The following is an 18,717-nucleotide window of genomic DNA, read 5'->3' on the forward strand; positions in this document are numbered from 1 at the left end:
CCCTCTCGGGGCCCCTCCTCCTGCGCGCCATCGAGCGCAACGCCTGGACCTTCGTCGGCTCCGGCACCTTCAGCTACCGGCGCGGCCGGCCCTGCCTGCTCGAGATCCGCGACAACCCCGTCGTCGCCGGCGAGCGGGCCGAGCAGCCGGTCTGCCACTGGCACGCGAGCGTCTTCGAGCGGCTCTTCCAGGCCCTCGTCAACCGCCGCTCCCAGGTCCGCGAGGTGGAGTGCGCCGCCGCCGGCGGCGAGGCCTGCCGGTTCGAGCTGCGCTACCGCTAGCGCCCTACGGCTGCCCCCCGCCGAGCAGCGGGAAGGTCACCGCCAGCGCCCAGGCGAAGGCGACGGCGTTGGCCACGCCGGCCACGAAGGGGTGCCCGCTCCGCCGGTACGCCCAGCGGCTGAACAGGCCGTAGACCACAAAGAAGGCCATGATCACCGGCACGATGATGATCAGGAAAAAGAGGCCCTCGAAGTCCAGGGCGATGGCCAGCCCCAGCGAGAGGAGGAAGAGGAGCTTGGTCGCCGGGTAGGCGCCCCGCCGGGCCGCCCCGCCCCGGGTCAGCCACTCGTCGGCGAGGAAGTACGGCAGGGTCCCGGCCAGCATGGCGAGCATCAGGGGCAGGCGCTCGAGCACCGGGTAGAAGGAGGTCACGAAGCGGTCGATGGGCCAGCCCAGGGCGATCACGCAGTAGCCCGTCAGGGCCGCCGCGGCCAGCGCCAGCCGCCAGGGCCGCCCCTCGGGCAGCACCCGCCCCCCGAGGCGGCGCAGCGAGGGCCTTCCCCCCAGCCACCAGAGCGCGGCGGCGCTCAGCACCCCGTAGAGCGCGAAGTGGACCGCCACGTAGTCGGCGACGAGCACCGGCAAAAAGCCCGTGGGGATCGGCGCCAGCAGCAGGGGCGTGAGCAGCGCGGGCACGCCGCTCGCCAGCGCCAGGGTCCGCCAGGAGGCGTCGGCGCCGTGCCAGGCCGCTGCCACGCGGGGCAGCAGCCTGCTCGCCGGCCGCGCCAGGGCGATCACCGCCGCGAGCAGCAGCAGGATCCACGGCCCCCGTACGGCGACCTCCCCGGCGCTGCTGCGCTCGAAGGCCCGATCGAGCCAGTCCAGCGCCGCGCCGAGGCTCTCGCCGCTGTAGAGGACGCTGATGTGCTCGACGCCCTCGATGACCGCCAGGCGGCGGGCGTTGCCGTCGACGGGGTCGCCGTAGGTCCGGCCCGGCTGCACGGCCCCCGGCTCGATCCCGGCGGCCATGGCGACCACGCGCCGCCCCTCCTCGATCAGCCGCCCCTCGAGGCCGCCGACGATCACCAGGAGGTTGCGCGGCGTCTCGGCGTCGACCGTCGGCGCGAAGAGGGAGACCCCGACGGTGGCCTCGACGGCAGGGTCGAGCTGCGCGTAGCGGGCGACGATGGTCGTGGCCATGGAGTGGCCGAGGATGGCCAGCTCCTGGCGCCCCGTGATCCGCCGCGCGTACTCGGCGACGGCCCGGGTCTGCGCCACGAGCGCCTCCCCGGCGCTGCCCGGCTCAGTGACCGGCGCGGTCACGTCGCCGTAGAGCGGCCGGGGGTTGCGGCCGTGGCCGAGGAAGTCGTAGGTGACGGCGGTGTAGCCGTTGCGGGCCAGGGTCAGGGCGAACGGCTCCATGAGCCGCTGGGAGCCGGCGAAGCCGTGGGCGATGAGCACCGGCGGTCCCGAGGCGCCCTCGGCGGGGCTGTAGACGGTGACCGGCGTGCCGTCGACCACCGCGTCCTGGCGCTGGACCCCGGCCTCGCCGGCGTACAGCTGCCACAGGGCGAGCGCCGCAGCGAGCAGGGCCGCCACCGCGAGGAGGGAGATCCAGCCTGGCACGCGCACGGCTCTTGGCTTCATTCTCGCTGCCCTCCCCTACGAGGAGAGATCGGCGTCCGCTGTCGGGCTGGGGGTCAGGCGGTGGTGCTCATCCCGCGCCTTGAGGCCCCAGTGCCAGAGGATCGCCGTCGGCAGGGGGATCACCAGGAACCAGTGCTCGAGGATGGCCAGCGCCATGAGGGCCGCCACCAGGGTCACCCCGACGGCGGTGAAGGGCTCCACGCCGGGCGCTGCGGCCTGCTGGATGAGCAGGACCAGGGCCACGGTGGAGACCGTCACCGAGAGGGGGAAGAAGAGGTTCATCGGGCGCCGCCGCATGAAGCTGCGCAGGAACTGCATGTGATCGGGGACGAACTCCTCGTTGAGGTTGCGCACCCCGAGGAAGACGTTGATCCGGGCGCTCTCGTGCATCCAGGCGAAGACCAGGTAGGTCCACAGCGCCACGCCGTTGCTGCCGTCCCGGACCAGGAGCCAGATCACCAGCCCGAGGGCGACGATCGCGAGCTCGTGGTAGATATTGCTCTGGACGGCGTGCCAAAAGTGCCGCCACCCCCGGCAGTCCTGCGGGCACGGCGCCTGCCGGGGCCCCGTCAGGTAGTTCGTGTAGTAGCTGAGCTCCACCCACGCCCAGACCACCAGGGCGCTCGTGAAGGCGACGTAGGCCCCGGTCACGCTCGCGTCCTGGCTGCTGAGGGACAGGGCGTAGAGCCCGATCCCCAGCGCGCCGGTGGCGCCGAGCATGCTCCAGCGGAAGGTCCAGGTCGGGAGGTTGTCCAGGTAGATGATCAGCCCCGTGCTGAACCACCACAGGAATAGCGCGAAGAGGGCCGGCAGGACGTACTCGACCATGGCGGGCTACTGCTGCTGCGCCTTGGCGCTGCCCTGCCCTTCCAGGAAGCGCGCGAACGCGGCAGCATTCGTCTTGCCGAAGGCGGAGAGATCGACCCGGCGGCCGGTGACCGGATCCGCCAGCAGCAGGCGGCCGTCCGCCTGGCCGCGCAGCATGAACGGCACCTCCTGCGTATCGCCGGTGCGCGTGCGCTGCTGCGCCAGCTGACGGACAGTGGAGCGGATGAAGGCGCCCTCGCCCGTGCCCAGCACCTCCAGGACCTCGCCGCTACGCGCATCACGGACGACGACCTCGCCGTCGCGGTCCTCGAACGACAGGGCCCGCTCCGCCACCGGCGGGTTCAGGCCCTGCTCGGCATCCTCCATGCCCCACTCGGTGTAGAGGACGTAGACCGTCAGCAGGGCGATGATCGTCAGCGCCGTCACCGGCATGATGACCTTGGATACGGGGCCGGCTCGCAAGTCGCTCATCGCCCCTCCCTTAGCTCGTGCTGGTGGCGTAGTCGGCGGCCGCCGACTGCTCGGGCTGCGCTCTCTCGGCCTGCGTGGCCTCCTGCTCCGCCTTGCGGGTGTCCTCGAGGGCTTGCGCGAGCACCCGCGCTGCCTCATCGCCCTCGGCGACCGAGCGCAGGGTCGGCTCCGGGTGGCGCAGCCGCCATGGGCGGATGTGCGGCCAGAAGAGGAAGAAGCTGACCCGGTCGTGCTCGAAGAGCCGGAGCGAGATATCGCAGGTGCCGTCCTTGTGCTGGGCCAGGTTGGCGGCCTCGAGCCGCGCGTACGGCAGGTTGATCGTCATCGGCAGGGCGGCGCCGATGCGCATGACGACCCGCCGGTTGGTAATCGTATAGAGGGTAGTCTGGGCCATCCAGCGCCCGATGGCGCTGAGCAGCCCCACGGCGAGGGCCCCGATCAGGAGCTGGCCGAAGGCCTGGCCGGAGGCCGTGGCCACGCCGGCGCCGCTGAGCAGGCCCGTCGTCGCCAGGTAGGCCGCTACGATGATGAAATAGCCTGCAACGATGCGGACATGGAGCGCCCGCTTGGTGAGCGACCACCAAGCGGGCTTCCCTTGCCAGAGCACTTCCTCCCCTTCCGGGAGCTCCTCGGGGAGCCCCGGAACGGGTTCATACTCGTGGGTCCTCACAGGGCCGGCTCCGCACGCTCCGCGGTTGCGTAGAGCACGCCGCCGCCGTAGTAGGCGCAGATCTTGTCCTCCTCGAAGGGCGTGATCTCGTCGGCATCACGCAGCCGCGGCACGCCGCCGAACTGGCTGCTCTGGATGGACTGCACGTAGACGGCGTCGTCCTCCACGCGGGCGAAGTTGATCGGCAGCAGGGCGCGGTTGGCCGTCTCGCTGGTGCTCCCCCCGGCCGGGCTGACGGCCTGCCCGGAGGCGATCTCGACCTCGAGGTACATCACCCGCTTCTCGGCACGGTCGGCCCAGACGTCGAGGATGCGGCCGCCCTGCTTGCCGTCGCAGCCGATCACCGGCATGCCCCGCGGATCCGGATCGCGGGTATCGACGGACATCTCGGTGGCGTTGCGCAGCGGCGCGATCTTCAGCCGGCCCTCGAGGTCCCGGTCCGGGGTCTCCTCGCGGACGGTGTAGGCCGCCGGGCCGAGGCCGTCCTTCATCGGGTCGCCGAGGGGCTCGAGCGGAGCGCCGTCCCAGGGCTCGACCTTCTTGGCGTTGAGGTTGTAGTCGACCTTCTCGGGCCGCGGCACCTGGATCTCGCGGCCGTCGGCCAGCTTGAAGGTCTTCGGCGAGGGGACGGCCGGGAAGCCCTCGAAGGTGCGGACCTCGCCGCTCGTCGTCTCATTCGGCTCACTCTTGAGGGGGTAGCCCTCGCGCTTGTCCTCCCGGCGCAGGTAGAAGATCAGGCCGGCGAGGAAGAGCCAGAAGCCGTAGAGCGTGAGTTGGCCAACGTCGATATATTCTGTAATTGCTGCGCTTTCCATAACGAACCTCCACACGTAGTCGCCTCAGCCGGGAAAGTCGGCCAGGCCAAAACGAGACGATGATGACGTCTGCTCCCCTTGCTGCGCGGCGCGCGTCAGGGGCCAGATTGCGACCAAGGTGGCGAGCAGCAGCGCGATCTCGATATGGTAGACCACGCTGTACCCCGCCGCGGGACTCGCCATCACCTCCCCCAGGATGCCCTGCTCGGCCAGGGCGGTAACCAGGTCGCTGACGCCGGCGCCCGTGGCCACCGCCACGCCCGCCGCCGTCGCCTGCACGGCCCCCCAGGCGCCCAGGGCGATGCCGGTCTCCTCGCCGGTGGAAAGCCCCATGGCGGCCACCAGCGTGCCCACGGCGAACAGCCCGCCGCCGAAACCAATCAGTATGATACCGAACCTGAACAGCAACGGCGACTCCAAGGGTGCCGAGAGGATCACGGCGGCAAAGGCCGCCACGCCAAGCGTCGTACCGACCGCTGCCAGCCGGTAGGGGTGGCCGCCGCGATCGAGCAGCCACGCCGAGATCCCGAACCCGGCCAGCATGCCGGCTGCCCACATGGCGGTCAGCGTCGTGGTCGCCGACACCGAAAGGTCGAGCACGGCGGCCCCGTAGGGCTCGAGGATGATGTCCTGCATCCCGAAGCCGGCGGTCCCCAGGCCGATGACCACCAGGAGCCGGCCGACTCGGCCTTTCTCCTTAAGACTGTGCCACGCTTGGCCGAACGTAGGTCGCGGCTGATCGACGCGGGTGCGCTCGGGGTTGCGCGGCTCCTGCTTCCACAGGGCGATCAGGTTGAGGGTCATGGTGATCACCGCCGCTCCCTGGATCACGCGGATCAGGAGGCCGGGGCTGAAGTCGGTGAGCAGCGCCCCGTAGACGAGGGCGCTGACCATCATGCCGAACAGCAGCATGAAGTAGAGCAGCGCCACCACGCGGGGGCGCTTGTACTCCGGCGCCAGGTCCGTGGCCAGGGCCAGGCCCGCTGTCTGCGTGGTGTGCAGCCCCACGCCGGTCAGCAGGAAAGCCAGCGCCGCCCCGATCGATCCGGCGATCGGCGCCTGCTCGGCCGTCGCCGAGAGGACCATGAGCGCGAAGGGCATGATCGCCAGCCCGCCGAACTGCAGGAGGCTGCCCAGCCAGATGTAGGGGACCCGCCGCCAGCCGAGGAAGGAGCGGTGGTGGTCCGAGCGGTGGCCGATCAGCGCCCGGAAGGGGGCGAAGAGGATGGGCAGGGCCACCATGGCCGCCACCAGGCTCGCCGGGACCCCGAGCTCGTGGATCATGACCCGGTTGAGCGTGCCGGTGAGCAGCACGATGGCCATCCCGACGGTGATCTGGAAGAACGACAGCCGCAGCAGCCGCCCGAGGGGCAGCTCTGTAGTCGCCGCGTCGGCGAAGGGCAGGAAGCGCGGCCCGAGCCGCTTCCAGACTTGGATCAGTGGACTTTTGGCACTACTCATTGCCGCTGCAGCTCCAGCGCCTGGGAAATGTAGAACCCCCTGCGGATCAGGTGCGTCCGGCCCCCTTGCCACGCTGACAGGCGGGGCTCGGCGGCCAGCGCCCGGCGTAGCCGGCCCTCCGCGATGGGCTCGATGGACGGTGCCCGGTCGCCCTTGGGGAAGAGCCGCCCGACGGCGTGCATCGTCGTCAGCAGGGGCGTCCGCGGGGCGAAGGTGAACAGGATCCGCTCGCGGGTGCGCTCGGCGAGGCCCGCGAGGGCCTCGACCACGTCGGCGCAGGGGTAGTGGATGAGCACGTCCATGGAGACGACGTAGTCAAACGACCCGTGCTCGGGGGCGAGCATGTCGCCTACCTGGAAGTCGATCCGCCCCGGGGCGAGGTCCGCCGGCATCCGCTCCCGCGCGAGGTCGATGAGGTTGGCGGAGACGTCCACCGCGACCACCTCGGCGCCGCGGCGCGCGGCCTCGAAGGCGAGGGTCCCGGGGCCGCAGCCGGCGTCGAGCAGCCGCTGGCCGGTCATGTCCGCCGGCAGCCCGTCGAGCAGGGTCCGGCGCATCTGCTCACGCCCGGCCCGTACCGTCGCCCGCACGCCGCTGACCGGGGCGTCGGAGGTCAGCCGGCGCCACGTCTCCACCGCGGTCTGGTCGAAGTAGCGCTCCACGCGGCCGCGCCGCTCCTGGTACGAGCTCGTCGCCATCAATCGAACCCCAGCAGGTCGAAGACGTCGCGATCGCGCAGCGGCGACGGGTCGAGCGGCTCGACCCCGTTCCACAGCGCCGCCGCCAGGCCCAGGTACTCGTCGCGGGCGCGCTTGAGCTCCTGGGAGTCCTCGTCGAGCTCGAAGAGGGTCGACTTCTGCAGGCGGCTGCGCCGGATGACGTCGTAGTTGGGCACGTGGGCCAGGGTCCGCATGCCGGCGGCCTCATTGAACCGCTCGATCTGCTCGATGGTCTCGCTGCGGTTGGCGATGACGCCGCCGAGCCGGACCCGGTAGTTCCTCGCCTTGGCCTGGATCGCCCCGGCGATGCGGTTCATGGCGAAGATGGAGTCGAAGTCGTTGGCGCTGACCACCAGCGCCCGGTCGGCGTGCTGCAGCGGGGCGGCGAAGCCGCCGCAGACCACGTCGCCGAGGACGTCGAAGAGGACGACGTCGGTCTCCTCGAACAGGTGGTGCTGCTTGAGCAGCTTGACCGTCTGGCCGACCACGTAGCCGCCGCAGCCGGTCCCCGCGGGCGGCCCGCCGGCCTCGACGCAGAGCACCCCGCCGTAGCCCTCGTAGACGTAGTCGTCCGGGCGCAGCTCCTCGGTGTGGAAGTCCACCTCCTCGAGGCTGTCGATGACCGTCGGCACCAGGCGCTTGGTGAGCGTGAAGGTCGAGTCGTGCTTGGGGTCGCAGCCGATCTGCAGCACCCGCTTGCCGAGCTGGCTGAAGGCCACGGCGAGGTTCGAGGTGCAGGTGCTCTTGCCGATCCCCCCCTTGCCGTAGACGGCGAAGACCTTGGCGCGGTCGAGCTCCCCGTCCGGCTCCAGGTGGAACTGGACGCTGCCCTCCCCGTCGCCGGTGCCCGGCGTCGCGCCGTTGGTCATGCGGCCGCCTCCTGTTGGTCGTCGGTCACGCCCTCGTAGTAGTCCTCGAGCTCATCGCCGGCGCGGCGCAGGGCCTCGAGGGTCTCCTCGTCGGGGTTCCAGTAGTTGCGCTCGTGGGCCTCGAGCAGCCGGTGCGCGAGCTTCGCCGAGGCCGCCGGGTTGAGCTGCGCCATGCGCTCGCGCATCTGCTCGTCGAGCATGAAGGTCTGCGTGAACTGCTGGTAGACCCACGGCGAGACCTGCCCGGTGGTCGCCGACCAGCCCATGGTGTTGGTCAGGTGCTCCTCGATCTGGTGGACCCCCTCATAGCCGTGCTCGAGCAGGCTCTCGTACCACTTGGGGTTGAGCATCCGGGTGCGCGTCTCGAGGGCCACCTGGTCGGAGAGGGTGCGCACCTTGCCCTCGCCCCGGGTCTGGTCGCCGATGTAGACCGGCACCTGGTCGCCGCGGGCGCGGCCGACGGCGCGGCTGATCCCGCCGAGGGTGTCGAAGTAGTGGTCGATGGTGGTCACGCCGAGCTCCACCGACTCGAGGTTCTGGTAGGTGAGCTCGACGCCGGAGAGCATGCTGCCGAGCAGCTCCTCCTGGCGCACCGGCTGCCCGGTGCGGCCGTAGGCGTAGCACTTGCGCCGGGTGTAGGTGTCGGCGAGCTCGTCCTCGTCCTCCCAGGCGCCCTGGTCGATCATCGAGCCGACGTTGGAGCCGTAGGCGCCGTCGGCGTTGCTGAACACCCGCAGCGCCGCGGTCTCGAAGTCGCAGCCGTGCGCCTCCTGGTACGCCAGGGCGTTGCGCCGGATGGGGTTCATCGCCAGCGGCTCGTCCTCGGCCTCGGCGGCGAGGTAGGCCGCCTCGGCGAGCACCCGCGTCTGCAGCGGGAGCAGGTCGCGGAAGATGCCCGAGAGGGTGATGACCAGGTCGATGCGCTTGCGGCCGAGCTCCTCGAGGGGGATGAGCTCGGCGCCGGCGAGCTTGCCGTAGCTGTCGAAGCGCGGCCGGGCGCCGATGAGGTGGAGGGCCTGGCCGATGGGGCCGCCCTCGCTCTTGAGGTTGTCGGTGCCCCACAGGACCATGGCGATGGAGTCCGGCAGCTCCTGGCCCTCCTCGCGGTGCTTGTCGAGCAGCCGCTCGGCCTGTTTGGCGCCGTCCTGGACGGCGAAGGCGCTGGGGATGCGGTACGGGTCGAAGCCGTGCATGTTCCGGCCGGTGGGCAGGATCTGCGGGCTGCGCAGCAGGTCGCCGCCGGCCACCGGGGGCACGAAACGCCCGTCGAGGGCCTGGACGATGCCCTCGAGCTCGCGGTTCTCGCCGAGCTGCCGGGCCGTCTCGGCGAGCCCCTCGAGGAGCGCCTCGGTGGTCTCGTGGGCCTCGGACTCGGCGGCGGCGAGGGCCTCCTGCGGCGAGTGGCCGTCGACCAGGGCGGCGATGCAGCCGCGGTCGGCCTCGACGCCGTGGACCGTCTCGGCGATGGAGACGAGCTGGTCGATCCGCCCCTCCCGCGAGGGCGCCTGGCCGACCACGTGCAGGCCCTCGGGGATGAGGGTGTACTCCATCTCGAGGATGTCCTCGCTGAGCTGCGCGATGCGCTCCGGGGCCTCCTCCTCGCCCCACTCGGGGTCCATCTCGGCGAGGTCCACCGCCGCCGCCTGGCTCTGGATGAGCCGGGCGAGCTCGGCGCGCTCCTCGACGTTGTCCGGCGGCGCGCCGCGGTAGCGCTCCACCGAGGACTTGAGCTCGAGCAGCCCCTTGTACAGCCCGGCCTTGCCCACCGGCGGGGTCAAGTAGCTGATCAGCGTCGCCGCCGAACGGCGCTTGGCGATGGAGCCCTCGGAGGGGTTGTTGGCGGCGTAGAGGTAGTAGTTGGGCAGGTCGCCGATGAGCCGGTCCGGCCAGCAGTGGCCGCTCATCCCGCACTGCTTGCCCGGCATGAACTCCAGCGCCCCGTGGGTGCCGAAGTGCAGCACCGCGTCGGCGCCGAAGTCCTCGCGGATGTAGCGGTAGAAGGCGGACATGGCGTGGGTCGGCGTCAGCCCCTTCTCGAAGAGCAGCCGCATGGGGTCGCCCTCGTAGCCGAAGCCGGGCTGGACGCCGACGAAGACGTTGCCGAACTGCTCGCCGAGCACGAAGATCGACTGCCCGTCGCTCTGCTGCCGGCCCGGCGCCGACCCCCACTGCGCCTCGATCTCCTGGAGGTAGGGCTCGCGGGAGACGTAGTCGTCGACGGAGATCCGCGCGTGGACGTTGGCGTGGGCGCCGTACTGGTTGGCGTTGCCGGCGATGATCCGGTCGCGCAGCGCCTCCGCCGACTCGGGCAGCTCGACGCGGTAGCCGGCCTCCCGGAGCTCGGCGAGGGTGTTGTAGAGCGAGGCGAACACCGACAGGTAGGCCGCCGTGCCCAGGGCCCCGGCCTGGGGCGGGAAGCTGAAGATCACGATGCTCAGCTTGCGCTCGCTGCGCTCGCTGCGGCGCAGCTGCACGAGGCGGTCGACGCGCCCGGCGAGCGTGCCGGCCCGCTCCGGGTGGGCCTCCATCCGGCAGACGCCGTCGCTGCCCGGCACGGCAGCGCGGCCGGCGAAGACCATGGGGTTCGTGGCGCCGTCGAGCTCGGGGATGGCGACCATCATGGTGGTCTCCACCGGGGTCAGGCCGCGATCGGAGGCCTCCCACTGCTCGAGGGACTGGAACTCCAGGGCCTGGGCGATCAGGTACGGGACGTCGAGCCGGCGCAGCAGCTGCTCGGCGGCGCCGGCGTTGTTGTAGGCCGGCCCGCCGACGAGGGAGAAGCTGGTCAGGGAGACCACCGCGTCCACCACGGCGCGCCCGTCCGCCATGAAGTAGCGCTCCACCGCCGGGCGGTTGTCGAGGCCGCTGGCGAAGGCCGGGATGACGCGGTAGCCGCGGGACTCCAGCGCGCTGATGACGCCGTCGTAGTGCGCCGAGTCGCCGGCGAGGACGTAGGAGCGCATCAGCAGCAGCCCGACGGTGCCGCGCTCCCCGCCGCCCTCCGGGGCGGGCAGGTCGCGGGCCTCGGCGCTGACCCGGCCGGCGATGCGCGGGTGGTAGACGCCGACGTCCGGGTACTCGATGGGGTCCTGGACCGTCAGGCTGCCGCGCAGCCCCCGCCGGGGGCCGTCGGCGTAGCGGTTGATGAGAAAGCGCACCATGTTGGCGACGTTCTCATCGGAGCTGGCCAGGAAGTAGAGCCAGGTGAGGAAGTAGGCGCGCACGTCCTGGGCCGTGCCGGGGATGAAGCGCAGCAGCCGGGGGATGCGGCGCAGCATCGCGGCCTGCTTCTCCCCCGAGGTGCTGTCGTCGTCCTGCTCCTTGCCCTTCTTGGACTTGCCCTGCCCGCGCAGCTTCTTGAGCCAGGACATGGGCCCCCGGCTCGAGCCGTCCATGGTGAACTTGCCCATCTGCGTGAGCTTCATCACCTCGCCGGAGGACATGATCGCCACCAGGGCGTCGCAGTCGCCGTGCCGGGCCCGCAGGTCCTCGAGCACCGGCTCGATGTGCTCCTCCATGAAGAGCATGGTGACGACGATGATATCCGCCCGGGCGATGCGCTCGCGGCAGCGCTCGAGGGCGGCGGTGTTGTTGTTCCAGTCCGAGGCGGCGTGAAAGCTCAGCTCCAGCCCCGGGATCTCCTTCTGCAGCCCCGGCCGCGCGCGCTCGACCGCGCCCGCCATGTGGTTGTCGAGCGAGATGATGGCGACGCGTACCGGCGTCGGATCAGCGACTGAAGTGGGCTTTGGCATCGTAGATCGTCTCCACTGTTATGGTCGCAATGCCGCGGTCGGCAGCGAAGCGCTCCGTGTTCCGGCGGGCCTTGCCGCGCACGAAGAAGGGAATCTTGCGCAGCTCGGCCTCCGCGTCTGCCGTCCACTGCACCCCCGCCCCCTGCGGGGCCTCGGCGGCCGGCTCGGCGGCGGCCGCCGAGGCCTCCTCTGCCCCGGCGGCCGCCGGCGCGGCCGTGGTCTCGAGGTGCGAGGGGGCGTCGGCGCTGAACTCGGAGTCCTCCTTGAACATCCCCAGCAGGTGCTCCTCGAGCCCCATCATCAGGGGATGGACCCACGTGTCGAAGATGACGTTGGCGCCCTCGAGCCCCATGTTCGGGGCGTAGCGGGCGGGGAAGTCCTGGACGTGGGCGGGCGCCGAGATCACCGCGCAGGGCAGCCCCAGCCGCTTGGCGATGTGGCGCTCCATCTGCGTGCCGAGGACCAGCTCCGGCGTCGCCTCGGCGACCCGGCGCTCGACCTCCAGGTAGTCGTCGGTGATCAGCGGCTCGACGCCGTAGGCCTTGGCGGCGCGGCGCACCTCGCGGGCGTGCTCGCGGCTGTAGGTGCCCAGCCCGACCACCGTGAAGCCGAGCTCCTCGTGGGCGATGCGCGCCGCCGCCACGGCGTGCGTGGCGTCGCCGAAGATGAACGCCCGCTTGCCGGTGAGGTAGTTGGAGTCGACGGAGCGGGAGTACCACGCCATCCGGGCGTCGGCGTCGGCGGCAGCCGCGGCGGTGTCGATCCCCGCCACCTCGCCGACCTCGCGGATGAAGTCGCGCGTCGCCCCGAGGCCGAGGGGCACCGTGGTGACCATGGGCTGGCGGAGGTGGCGCTGCAGCCACTCGCAGGCGGTGCGCGCCACCTCCGGGTAGAGGCAGATATTGAAGTCCGCCTCCGGGATCCGGCGCAGGTCGTCGGGGGTGGCGCCGAGGGGGGCGACCACGTTGACCGTGACCCCCAGCGCCTCGAGCAGGCCGGTCACCTCGCGGACGTCGTCGCGGCAGCGGAAGCCCAGGGAGGTCGGCCCGAGGAGGTTGGCCCGCGGCGCCTCCCCGCCGGCGCGCTCCGTGCCGGCAGCCTCCGCCGCCGGGCCCGCCAGGCCGCGGACGAGCTGGTAGAAGGCCTCGCTGGCGCCGAAGCCCTCCTTGCGCGAGTAGGCCCCGGACTCCAGAGCGATCACCGGCACCGGCAGCTCCATGTTCGCGGCGAGGCTGCCGGGCTGGTCCTGGAGCAGCTCGGCGGTGCAGGCCTCGCCGACGAGCAGCGCCTGCGGCCGGTGGCGCTCATAGGCGGCGGCGACGGTCTCGCGGACCAGCTCGGCCGTATCCCGCCCGAGGTGGCGGGCCTGGAAGGTGGTGTAGGTGACCGGCGGCCGGGAGGGCCGGCGCTCGATCATGGTGAAGAGCAGGTCGGCGTAGGTATCGCCCTGGGGGGCGTGGAGGACGTAGTGGACCCCCTCCATCGATGCGGCGACGCGCATCGCGCCCACGTGCGGGGGACCCTCGTACGTCCAGAGTGTCAGCTCCATGCTCCTACACCCTCAGCGTCTCGCGGCGTACCAGGGGCCGGGCGAAGAGCTCGGCCAGATCGCCCGCCTGCTCGAAGCCCTGGATGGGGGAGAAGACCAGCTCGATGGACCACTTGGTGAGCAGGCCCTCCGCCTCCAGGGGGTTGGCGAGCCCCAGCCCGCAGACCGTCAGGTCGGGCCGGTCGGCGCGGAGCCGGTCGAGCTGGGCCTCGAGGTCCTGCCCCTCCACCAGCCGGACCCCCTCGCCGAGGGCCTCGCGCTCGGCGCCGTGGAGCTCGCGGTCGTAGTACGGCATCGCCACCTCGACAGGCTCCATCCCGCACTCGGCGGCCAGGAAGCGGGCCAGGGGGAGCTCCAGCTGCGAGTCGGGCAGGAAGGTGATCCGCCGCCCCCTGAGCCGCTCGCCCTGGCGCGCCAGGGCCTCGCGGGCGCGGGCCACCGGGGCGGCCGTGACCTCGTCGACCCGCTCCTGCTCGACCCCGAAGGCCTCCGCGGCCGCGCGCAGCCACTGGAGTGTCCCCTCAACGCCTAGAGGATACGGTGCCTCGATGCGCTCCGCCCCGCGACGAATGAGCGCACGGGTCGCCTCGCCGACGAAGGGCTGGGCGAGCAGCAGCCGCGTGCCCGGGCCGACGGGCGGCAGCTCGTCGCTGCGGCGCGGGGGCAGGAAGGCCACGGGGCCGATGCCGAGCTCGTCGAAGAGCCGGCGGAACTGGTCCTCGACGACGTCGGCGAGGGTGCCGAGGACGATCAGCGACGGCGCCTCGTCCGTCTTGGCCGGCAGCCGGGCGGCGAGGCTCGTCAGGCACTGGTCCTCGCCCTGGGTGAAGGCCGTCTCGAGGCCGCTGCCCGAGTAGTGCACGACCCGCACCCCCCCCTCGTGGGCCGCCGTCAGCCGCTCGGCGGCCTTGTCGAGGTCGAGCTTGATCACCTCGGAGGGGCAGGAGCCGACGAGGAAGAGGTTGCGGATCTCCGGGCGGCGCTCGAGGAGCTCGCCGACGATGCGGTCGAGCTCGTCGTTGCAGTCGGCCATGCCGGCGAGGTCGCGCTCGCCGAGCACCGCCGTGGCGAAGCGCGGCTCGGCGAAGATCATCACCCCCGCGGCGGACTGCAGGAGGTGGGCGCAGGTGCGCGAGCCGACGACCAGGAAGAAGGCGTCGCGCATCTTGCGGTGCAGCCAGACGATGCTTGTCAGCCCGCAGAAGACCTGCCGCTGCCCCTGCTCCTGGAGGATGCCGTCGCGGCCCTCCCCGGCGGCGGGGCACTGCTGCAGGCCGCTGCCCGAGGAGCGGCTCATTCCGCCCCCTCCCCGGCCGCCGCGCCCTCGGGGGCGGCTCGATGGCCCTCCGCGGCGCCCATGCGGGCCTCCTGCAGCCGCGCGGCGCGCAGCTTGAGGAGGAACTGCGCGGCGTTGACCGCGTAGGCGGCGTAGGCGGCCAGGGCGATCGCCATCTGCTGGGCGTAGGGGAGGAGGTCGCCGAGCCACACCACGAGGTAGGCGGTGTGCAGCGCGATGACCCCCATGCTGACCACGTCCTCCCAGAAGAAGGCGGGGGCGAAGAGGTAGTGGCCGAAGACGTCCTTCTCCCAGATCGAGCCGGCGATCATGATCGCGTAGAGGACCAGCGTCTTGATCACCACCGACCAGGCGGCAATCGCCAGGCCGTCGCCGGTGACCAAGTACCAAATCACCAGCGCGAGGCTGACCAAAAAGACGAGGAATTGCGTGGGGGCGAGGATTCCCTGGACGAGGGTCCAGGGGGAGGCGTCGCGGCGGCGACGCTGCTCTTCCGTGTAGAGCCCCGCGGGTGGGGCTTTCATGGAGGGCTGACGCTGCATCGCGCTGCATCCGTGACGTCCCGATGTGTTTTCGAATCTACTGGCGCCCCCCGGGTGTGTCAAGCTGGCTGGACGTCCCCGCCCATTGAGGGAAGCTTTCAAAACGGGCCCGACGATCAGCGAGATTTCGGCGTCATATCGTCGCAACCCCCGATACTGGAATTGCACTTTCCGGGCACGATTCCATCAATGGGAAAAGAGGCCTTTAATTAAGATCAAAATGGTCCAGATCAAATCGCCAGCGCACCCACGGAGCCGGCCTTGGGAGCGGACGGACTGCTGCTAAAGGGGCTCGCGCCCCCGGCGGAGGCGCTCGAGGCGCTCGATACCGACGCCTGGGTGGGGCTAATCGCCGCGGCCGCGGACCTGACGCTGGTCATCGACCCCCAGGGGACCGTCCGCGACTTCGGCGTCAGCGGCGACCACCACCAGCTGCTGCAGGCGAGCGAGTGGGTGGGGGCGGCGTGGGCGGCGACGGCCCGGACCGCGGCGAGCGCCGAGGCCCTCCGCACGCTGCTCGACGGCGGGGGCGCGCCGGCCCAGGGCGGCCCCGCCGTCGAGCAGCGCCTCGGCCAGGCCGTGGTCACGCTCGAGTACCGGCTCCTGGCGCTCAGCAACGGCTGGCGCCTGGCGGCGGGGCGGCTCCTGCCCGAGCCGGCCCCCACGCCCGAGGCGTGGACCGACGAGGACCAGCCGCGCATGATCGAGCAGCTCACCGGCCTCGTCGGCCGGGTCCCGCTGCGCGATCTCGTGCGCCAGTCGACGGACCTGGTCGAGCGCCTCTGCATCGAGACGGCGCTGCGCAAGACCCGCGGCAACCGGGCCTCGGCGGCGGAGCTGCTGGGGCTGAGCCGGCAGAGCCTGTACTCGAAGCTGCGCCGCCACGGCCTCATGGGCCACGGCGGCCAGGGCTCCGAGTAAGGGGCGCCCGGCCGTTGACCCGCCACAAACCGGCTGACTAGAGTTGGCAAGCCATGGCATTCACTCCGCCCCTGCCCGACCCGGCGCCGCGCGATCTGTGCACCGACTGCGGCCTCTCCCGGACCCCGGCGCCGAAGCGCTGCGGCCGGGCCTGCCAGTTCATTCGCCCCGACTACCCCGCGCTCGAGCGCCGGGTCCACGGGCGCACGCGCAACCTCGAGCACGGTGACGAGCTGCGCTTCGGCCCCTACCTCGAGATGCTCCGCGCCGGGCTCCAGCAGCCGCGGGCGGGGGCGCAGTGGACCGGCATCACCACGCGCATCGCCGAGCGGCTGCTGGAGACGGGGCAGGTGGATGCGGTGCTCACCGTCGCCAGCGCCCCCGACGACCCGTGGCGCCCCCAGCCGACGATCGTCACCAATCCGGCCGAGATGGCCGATTGCCGCGGGATGCGCATGGGCTACGCGCCGCTGCTCGCCGCCCTCGAGCCGGCCCTCGAGCGCGGCTACCGGCGCCTGGCGGTCATCGCCCTGCCCTGCCAGGTCTACCCGCTGCGCGCCCTGCAGGGCGAGCTCGGCCTCGAGCGCCTCGACGTCATCGGCACGCCGTGCTCCGACAACACCACCACCGAGCGCTTCCACGAGTTCCTCGGCCTGCTCGCCGAGGCGCCGGAGAGCGTCACCTACCTGGAGTTCCGGGCCGACTACCACGTCGAGCTGCGCTTCAGCGACGGCGGCAAGCAGGAGATCCCCTTCCTGAAGCTGCCCATCTCGCAGCTGCCGACGGACTTCTTCCCCCTGACCTGCCGGACCTGCGTCGACTACACCAACGCCCTCGCCGACCTGACCGTCGGCTACATGGCCGGCGAGGGCGAGCAGTGGCTAATCGTCCGCAACGAGCGCGGCGCCGAGCTACTCGAGCTCCTCGGCTCCGAGCTGCGCCTCCGCGAGCCGCGCAGCGCCGGCAAGCGCCGCGGCTCGGTCCAGGGGTTCATCCGCAACACCGAGCGCGCCGCCGGGGGGCTGCCGACCCGCGGCATGCCCGACTGGCTGCGCCCCGTGGTCGCCTGGCTGATGCCGCGCATCGGTCCCCGGGGCCTGGAGCTCGCCCGCGCCCGGCTCGACATGAAGGCCGCCGAGACCCTCATCCACCTGAGCCGGACGGCGCCGCAGCGGATGAAGTCGATGGTGCCGGCCCACGTCTGGCGGATCGCCGCGGGTTACCGCTTCCCGCAGACCGACCTCGAGCGCCACCGCCCCCGCTCCTGAGCCCCCCTCACCGCTCCTCCCAGGCACGGCGGCGGCGCCCGGGCGGGGGCTAGCTCTCCGGCGTGAGGAGCAGCGCGAAGCGCAGCGCCTCGGCGTACTCCTTCGCCGTGGCCCGCTCGCCCTGGCGCTCGCGCTCGAGGGCCTGGTCGACCTGCGCCTTGGCGAGCACGGAGAGCGAGCGCATGGCCGCCGGGCCGACGGCCTCGGTGAGGTGGGTGAGGAACTGCTGGGAGCGCAGCTGATCGGCTTGCCCCCCGATCGTACGCTGCCACAGCAGCTTGCGGATGCCGATCATCGTGAACATCCCGGCGAGCACGGCCATGGCGAAGATCAGGATCGCCAGGGTGTTCTCCGCGCCGGGCAGCAGCTCGAACTGGGTGACGACGACGGCGTAGGCGATCAGCCCGAGCGCCGCCATCAGCGGCGTCGTGATCGCCACCGCCTTCCACGTCGTCCGTGAGAGCTGCTTGAGCAGCCGCTCCCGCTCCTCGAATATCCAGTCGCTCATCCGCCTTACTCCCTCCATTCCGCTTTGCGTGTGCCTGTCGCGCCGGCTAGCGCTCGACGGACGGCAGCCCGGACAGGGCCATGGCCACCTCGCTGCGGCTGCCGCCGAGATTGCTGAGCTTGCCCGCGAGGTAGTCCGTGTACGCCTGCATGTCGAAGTTGCCGTGGCCGCAGAGGTTGAACAGGATCGCCTTCGAGGTCCCGCTCTCGCGGCACGCCTCGGCCTCGTCGAGCACCGCCTTGACCGCGTGGTTCGCCTCCGGCGCCGGGATGATGCCCTCGGCGCGGGCGAAGCGCAGGCCCGCCGCGAAGCAGTCGAGCTGGTCGTAGGCGCGGGCGTCGAGGTGGCCGAGCTCCTTGAGGTGGCTGATCTGCGGCGCCATCCCGTGGTAGCGCAGCCCCCCGGCGTGGAAGCCCGGCGGGACGAAGCCCGAGCCGAGGGTGTGCATCTTGGTCAGCGGCGTCAACTGCGCGGAATCGCCGTAGTCGTAGGCGAAGCGCCCGGCGGTCAGCGTCGGGCACGCCGTCGGCTCCACCGCGATCGCCTCGACGGGGCGGCCGCCGCGCAGCGCCTCGCCGAGGAAGGGGAAGACGATGCCGGCGAAGTTGCTCCCGCCGCCGGTGCAGCCGATGATCGTGTCGGGGTAGTCGTCGGCCATGGCGAGCTGCTCCATGGCCTCGAGGCCGGTGACCGTCTGGTGGAGCAGGACGTGGTTGAGCACGCTGCCGAGGGCGTACTTGGTGTCCTCGCGCTGGGTGGCCTGCTCCACGGCCTCGCCGATGGCGATGCCGAGGCTGCCGGTGCTCTCCGGGTCCTCGGCAAGCACCGAGCGGCCGAAGGCCGTCTCCTCGCTCGGGCTGGCGACGCAGCGCGCCCCGAAGCTCTCCATGAAGGCGCGGCGGTACGGCTTCTGCCGGTAGCTGACGCCGACCATGTAGACCTCGATGGCGAGGTCGAACATGGCGCCGGCGAGCGCCAGCGAGGAGCCCCACTGCCCCGCCCCCGTCTCCGTGGTGATGCGGCGCACGCCCTCGGCGGCGTTGTAGTAGGCCTGGGCCACCGCCGTGTTCGGCTTGTGGCTGCCCGAGGGGCTGACGCCCTCGTACTTGTAGTAGATCCGCGCCGGCGTCCCGAGCGCCCGCTCGAGCCGCCGCGCCCGGTACAGCGGCGCCGGGCGC

17 protein-coding genes are annotated in these 18,717 nt (G+C 71.8%); 3 read left to right on the forward strand and 14 right to left on the reverse strand.

What is annotated here, in order from left to right; translation table 11 throughout:
• A partial coding sequence (gene bchJ, locus CKO13_RS04675; RefSeq protein WP_200257331.1) for a bacteriochlorophyll 4-vinyl reductase occupies nt 1–281 on the forward strand: 281 nt, incomplete at its 5' end.
• A gap of 4 nt (nt 282–285) precedes the next feature.
• Here bchJ and CKO13_RS04680 read toward each other — a convergent pair.
• From CKO13_RS04680 to bchF, 12 genes are read right to left on the reverse strand one after another with little or no spacing between them, the layout of a single operon-like run.
• Complete coding sequence (locus tag CKO13_RS04680; protein ID WP_200257332.1) at nt 286–1,869, reverse strand: alpha/beta hydrolase; 1,584 nt, start codon at nt 1,867–1,869, stop codon at nt 286–288.
• Nucleotides 1,870–1,884: 15 nt separating this feature from the next.
• Nucleotides 1,885–2,697, reverse strand: a complete 813-nt coding sequence (gene puhE, locus CKO13_RS04685) for a putative photosynthetic complex assembly protein PuhE (protein WP_200257333.1) — start codon at nt 2,695–2,697, stop codon at nt 1,885–1,887.
• Nucleotides 2,698–2,703: 6 nt separating this feature from the next.
• Nucleotides 2,704–3,168, reverse strand: a complete 465-nt coding sequence (gene puhC, locus CKO13_RS04690) for a photosynthetic complex assembly protein PuhC (RefSeq protein ID WP_200257334.1) — start codon at nt 3,166–3,168, stop codon at nt 2,704–2,706.
• Nucleotides 3,169–3,178: 10 nt separating this feature from the next.
• Nucleotides 3,179–3,838: a photosynthetic complex putative assembly protein PuhB gene (puhB, locus tag CKO13_RS12910; protein ID WP_338034582.1), complete on the reverse strand. Its 660-nt coding sequence runs from the start codon at nt 3,836–3,838 to the stop codon at nt 3,179–3,181.
• A complete protein-coding gene (gene puhA, locus CKO13_RS04700; RefSeq protein ID WP_200257338.1) occupies nt 3,835–4,653 on the reverse strand; it encodes a photosynthetic reaction center subunit H in 819 nt (272 codons plus the stop codon). Before puhA ends, puhB begins: the two co-directional genes overlap by 4 nt.
• Nucleotides 4,654–4,677: 24 nt before the next feature.
• Nucleotides 4,678–6,114 carry a BCD family MFS transporter gene (locus CKO13_RS04705; RefSeq protein WP_200257339.1) on the reverse strand — a complete coding sequence of 479 codons (1,437 nt, stop codon included), beginning with the start codon at nt 6,112–6,114 and terminating at the stop codon, nt 4,678–4,680.
• Nucleotides 6,111–6,812, reverse strand: a complete 702-nt coding sequence (gene bchM / locus CKO13_RS04710; protein ID WP_200257340.1) for a magnesium protoporphyrin IX methyltransferase — start codon at nt 6,810–6,812, stop codon at nt 6,111–6,113. The genes CKO13_RS04705 and bchM overlap by 4 nt, the downstream gene beginning before the upstream one ends.
• A complete protein-coding gene (bchL, locus tag CKO13_RS04715; protein ID WP_200257341.1) occupies nt 6,812–7,702 on the reverse strand; it encodes a ferredoxin:protochlorophyllide reductase (ATP-dependent) iron-sulfur ATP-binding protein in 891 nt (296 codons plus the stop codon). Before bchL ends, bchM begins: the two co-directional genes overlap by 1 nt.
• On the reverse strand, nt 7,699–11,454 hold the full coding sequence (locus CKO13_RS04720) for a magnesium chelatase subunit H (protein WP_200257342.1): 3,756 nt from the start codon (nt 11,452–11,454) through the stop codon (nt 7,699–7,701). The genes bchL and CKO13_RS04720 overlap by 4 nt, the downstream gene beginning before the upstream one ends.
• On the reverse strand, nt 11,429–13,003 hold the full coding sequence (gene bchB / locus CKO13_RS04725; protein WP_200257343.1) for a ferredoxin:protochlorophyllide reductase (ATP-dependent) subunit B: 1,575 nt from the start codon (nt 13,001–13,003) through the stop codon (nt 11,429–11,431). The genes CKO13_RS04720 and bchB overlap by 26 nt, the downstream gene beginning before the upstream one ends.
• 4 nt (nt 13,004–13,007) lie before the next feature.
• On the reverse strand, nt 13,008–14,300 hold the full coding sequence (locus CKO13_RS04730) for a ferredoxin:protochlorophyllide reductase (ATP-dependent) subunit N (protein ID WP_200257344.1): 1,293 nt from the start codon (nt 14,298–14,300) through the stop codon (nt 13,008–13,010).
• A complete protein-coding gene (gene bchF, locus CKO13_RS04735; RefSeq protein ID WP_200257345.1) occupies nt 14,297–14,842 on the reverse strand; it encodes a 2-vinyl bacteriochlorophyllide hydratase in 546 nt (181 codons plus the stop codon). Before bchF ends, CKO13_RS04730 begins: the two co-directional genes overlap by 4 nt.
• 261 nt (nt 14,843–15,103) lie before the next feature.
• On the opposite strand from bchF, the gene CKO13_RS13075 reads away from it, so the two are divergent.
• Together CKO13_RS13075 and CKO13_RS04745 are read left to right on the forward strand one after the other, a co-directional pair.
• Complete coding sequence (locus CKO13_RS13075) at nt 15,104–15,763, forward strand: helix-turn-helix domain-containing protein (RefSeq protein ID WP_420827055.1); 660 nt, start codon at nt 15,104–15,106, stop codon at nt 15,761–15,763.
• A 53-nt stretch (nt 15,764–15,816) separates the two neighbouring features.
• On the forward strand, nt 15,817–17,031 hold the full coding sequence (locus CKO13_RS04745) for a coenzyme F420 hydrogenase/dehydrogenase beta subunit N-terminal domain-containing protein (RefSeq protein WP_200257346.1): 1,215 nt from the start codon (nt 15,817–15,819) through the stop codon (nt 17,029–17,031).
• 49 nt (nt 17,032–17,080) lie between these two features.
• Here CKO13_RS04745 and CKO13_RS04750 read toward each other — a convergent pair whose 3' ends face one another.
• Both CKO13_RS04750 and CKO13_RS04755 read right to left on the reverse strand, forming a co-directional pair.
• Nucleotides 17,081–17,539: a hypothetical protein gene (locus tag CKO13_RS04750; protein WP_200257347.1), complete on the reverse strand. Its 459-nt coding sequence runs from the start codon at nt 17,537–17,539 to the stop codon at nt 17,081–17,083.
• Nucleotides 17,540–17,585: 46 nt separating this feature from the next.
• Nucleotides 17,586–18,717 (reverse strand): TrpB-like pyridoxal phosphate-dependent enzyme (locus tag CKO13_RS04755; protein ID WP_200257348.1); only part of this gene is annotated, 1,132 nt, incomplete at its 5' end.

Source organism: Halorhodospira neutriphila, assembly GCF_016584055.1.
Classification (GTDB): Bacteria; Pseudomonadota; Gammaproteobacteria; order Nitrococcales; family Halorhodospiraceae; genus Halorhodospira; species Halorhodospira neutriphila.

Excerpts from the sequence above, each read along its gene's own strand:
- CKO13_RS04730 (WP_200257344.1), bottom strand. The coding sequence starts at position 14,300 with ATGAGCCGCTCCTCGGGCAGCGGCCTGCAGCAGTGCCCCGCCGCCGGG.
- CKO13_RS04705 (WP_200257339.1), bottom strand. The coding sequence starts at position 6,114 with ATGAGTAGTGCCAAAAGTCCACTGATCCAAGTCTGGAAGCGGCTCGGG.
- puhE (WP_200257333.1), bottom strand. The coding sequence starts at position 2,697 with ATGGTCGAGTACGTCCTGCCGGCCCTCTTCGCGCTATTCCTGTGGTGG.
- CKO13_RS04745 (WP_200257346.1), top strand. The coding sequence starts at position 15,817 with ATGGCATTCACTCCGCCCCTGCCCGACCCGGCGCCGCGCGATCTGTGC.
- bchM (WP_200257340.1), bottom strand. The coding sequence starts at position 6,812 with ATGGCGACGAGCTCGTACCAGGAGCGGCGCGGCCGCGTGGAGCGCTAC.
- CKO13_RS04720 (WP_200257342.1), bottom strand. The coding sequence starts at position 11,454 with ATGCCAAAGCCCACTTCAGTCGCTGATCCGACGCCGGTACGCGTCGCC.
- bchL (WP_200257341.1), bottom strand. The coding sequence starts at position 7,702 with ATGACCAACGGCGCGACGCCGGGCACCGGCGACGGGGAGGGCAGCGTC.
- CKO13_RS04680 (WP_200257332.1), bottom strand. The coding sequence starts at position 1,869 with ATGAAGCCAAGAGCCGTGCGCGTGCCAGGCTGGATCTCCCTCCTCGCG.
- puhC (WP_200257334.1), bottom strand. The coding sequence starts at position 3,168 with ATGAGCGACTTGCGAGCCGGCCCCGTATCCAAGGTCATCATGCCGGTG.
- bchF (WP_200257345.1), bottom strand. The coding sequence starts at position 14,842 with ATGCAGCGTCAGCCCTCCATGAAAGCCCCACCCGCGGGGCTCTACACG.
- puhA (WP_200257338.1), bottom strand. The coding sequence starts at position 4,653 with ATGGAAAGCGCAGCAATTACAGAATATATCGACGTTGGCCAACTCACG.
- CKO13_RS04750 (WP_200257347.1), bottom strand. The coding sequence starts at position 17,539 with ATGAGCGACTGGATATTCGAGGAGCGGGAGCGGCTGCTCAAGCAGCTC.
- bchB (WP_200257343.1), bottom strand. The coding sequence starts at position 13,003 with ATGGAGCTGACACTCTGGACGTACGAGGGTCCCCCGCACGTGGGCGCG.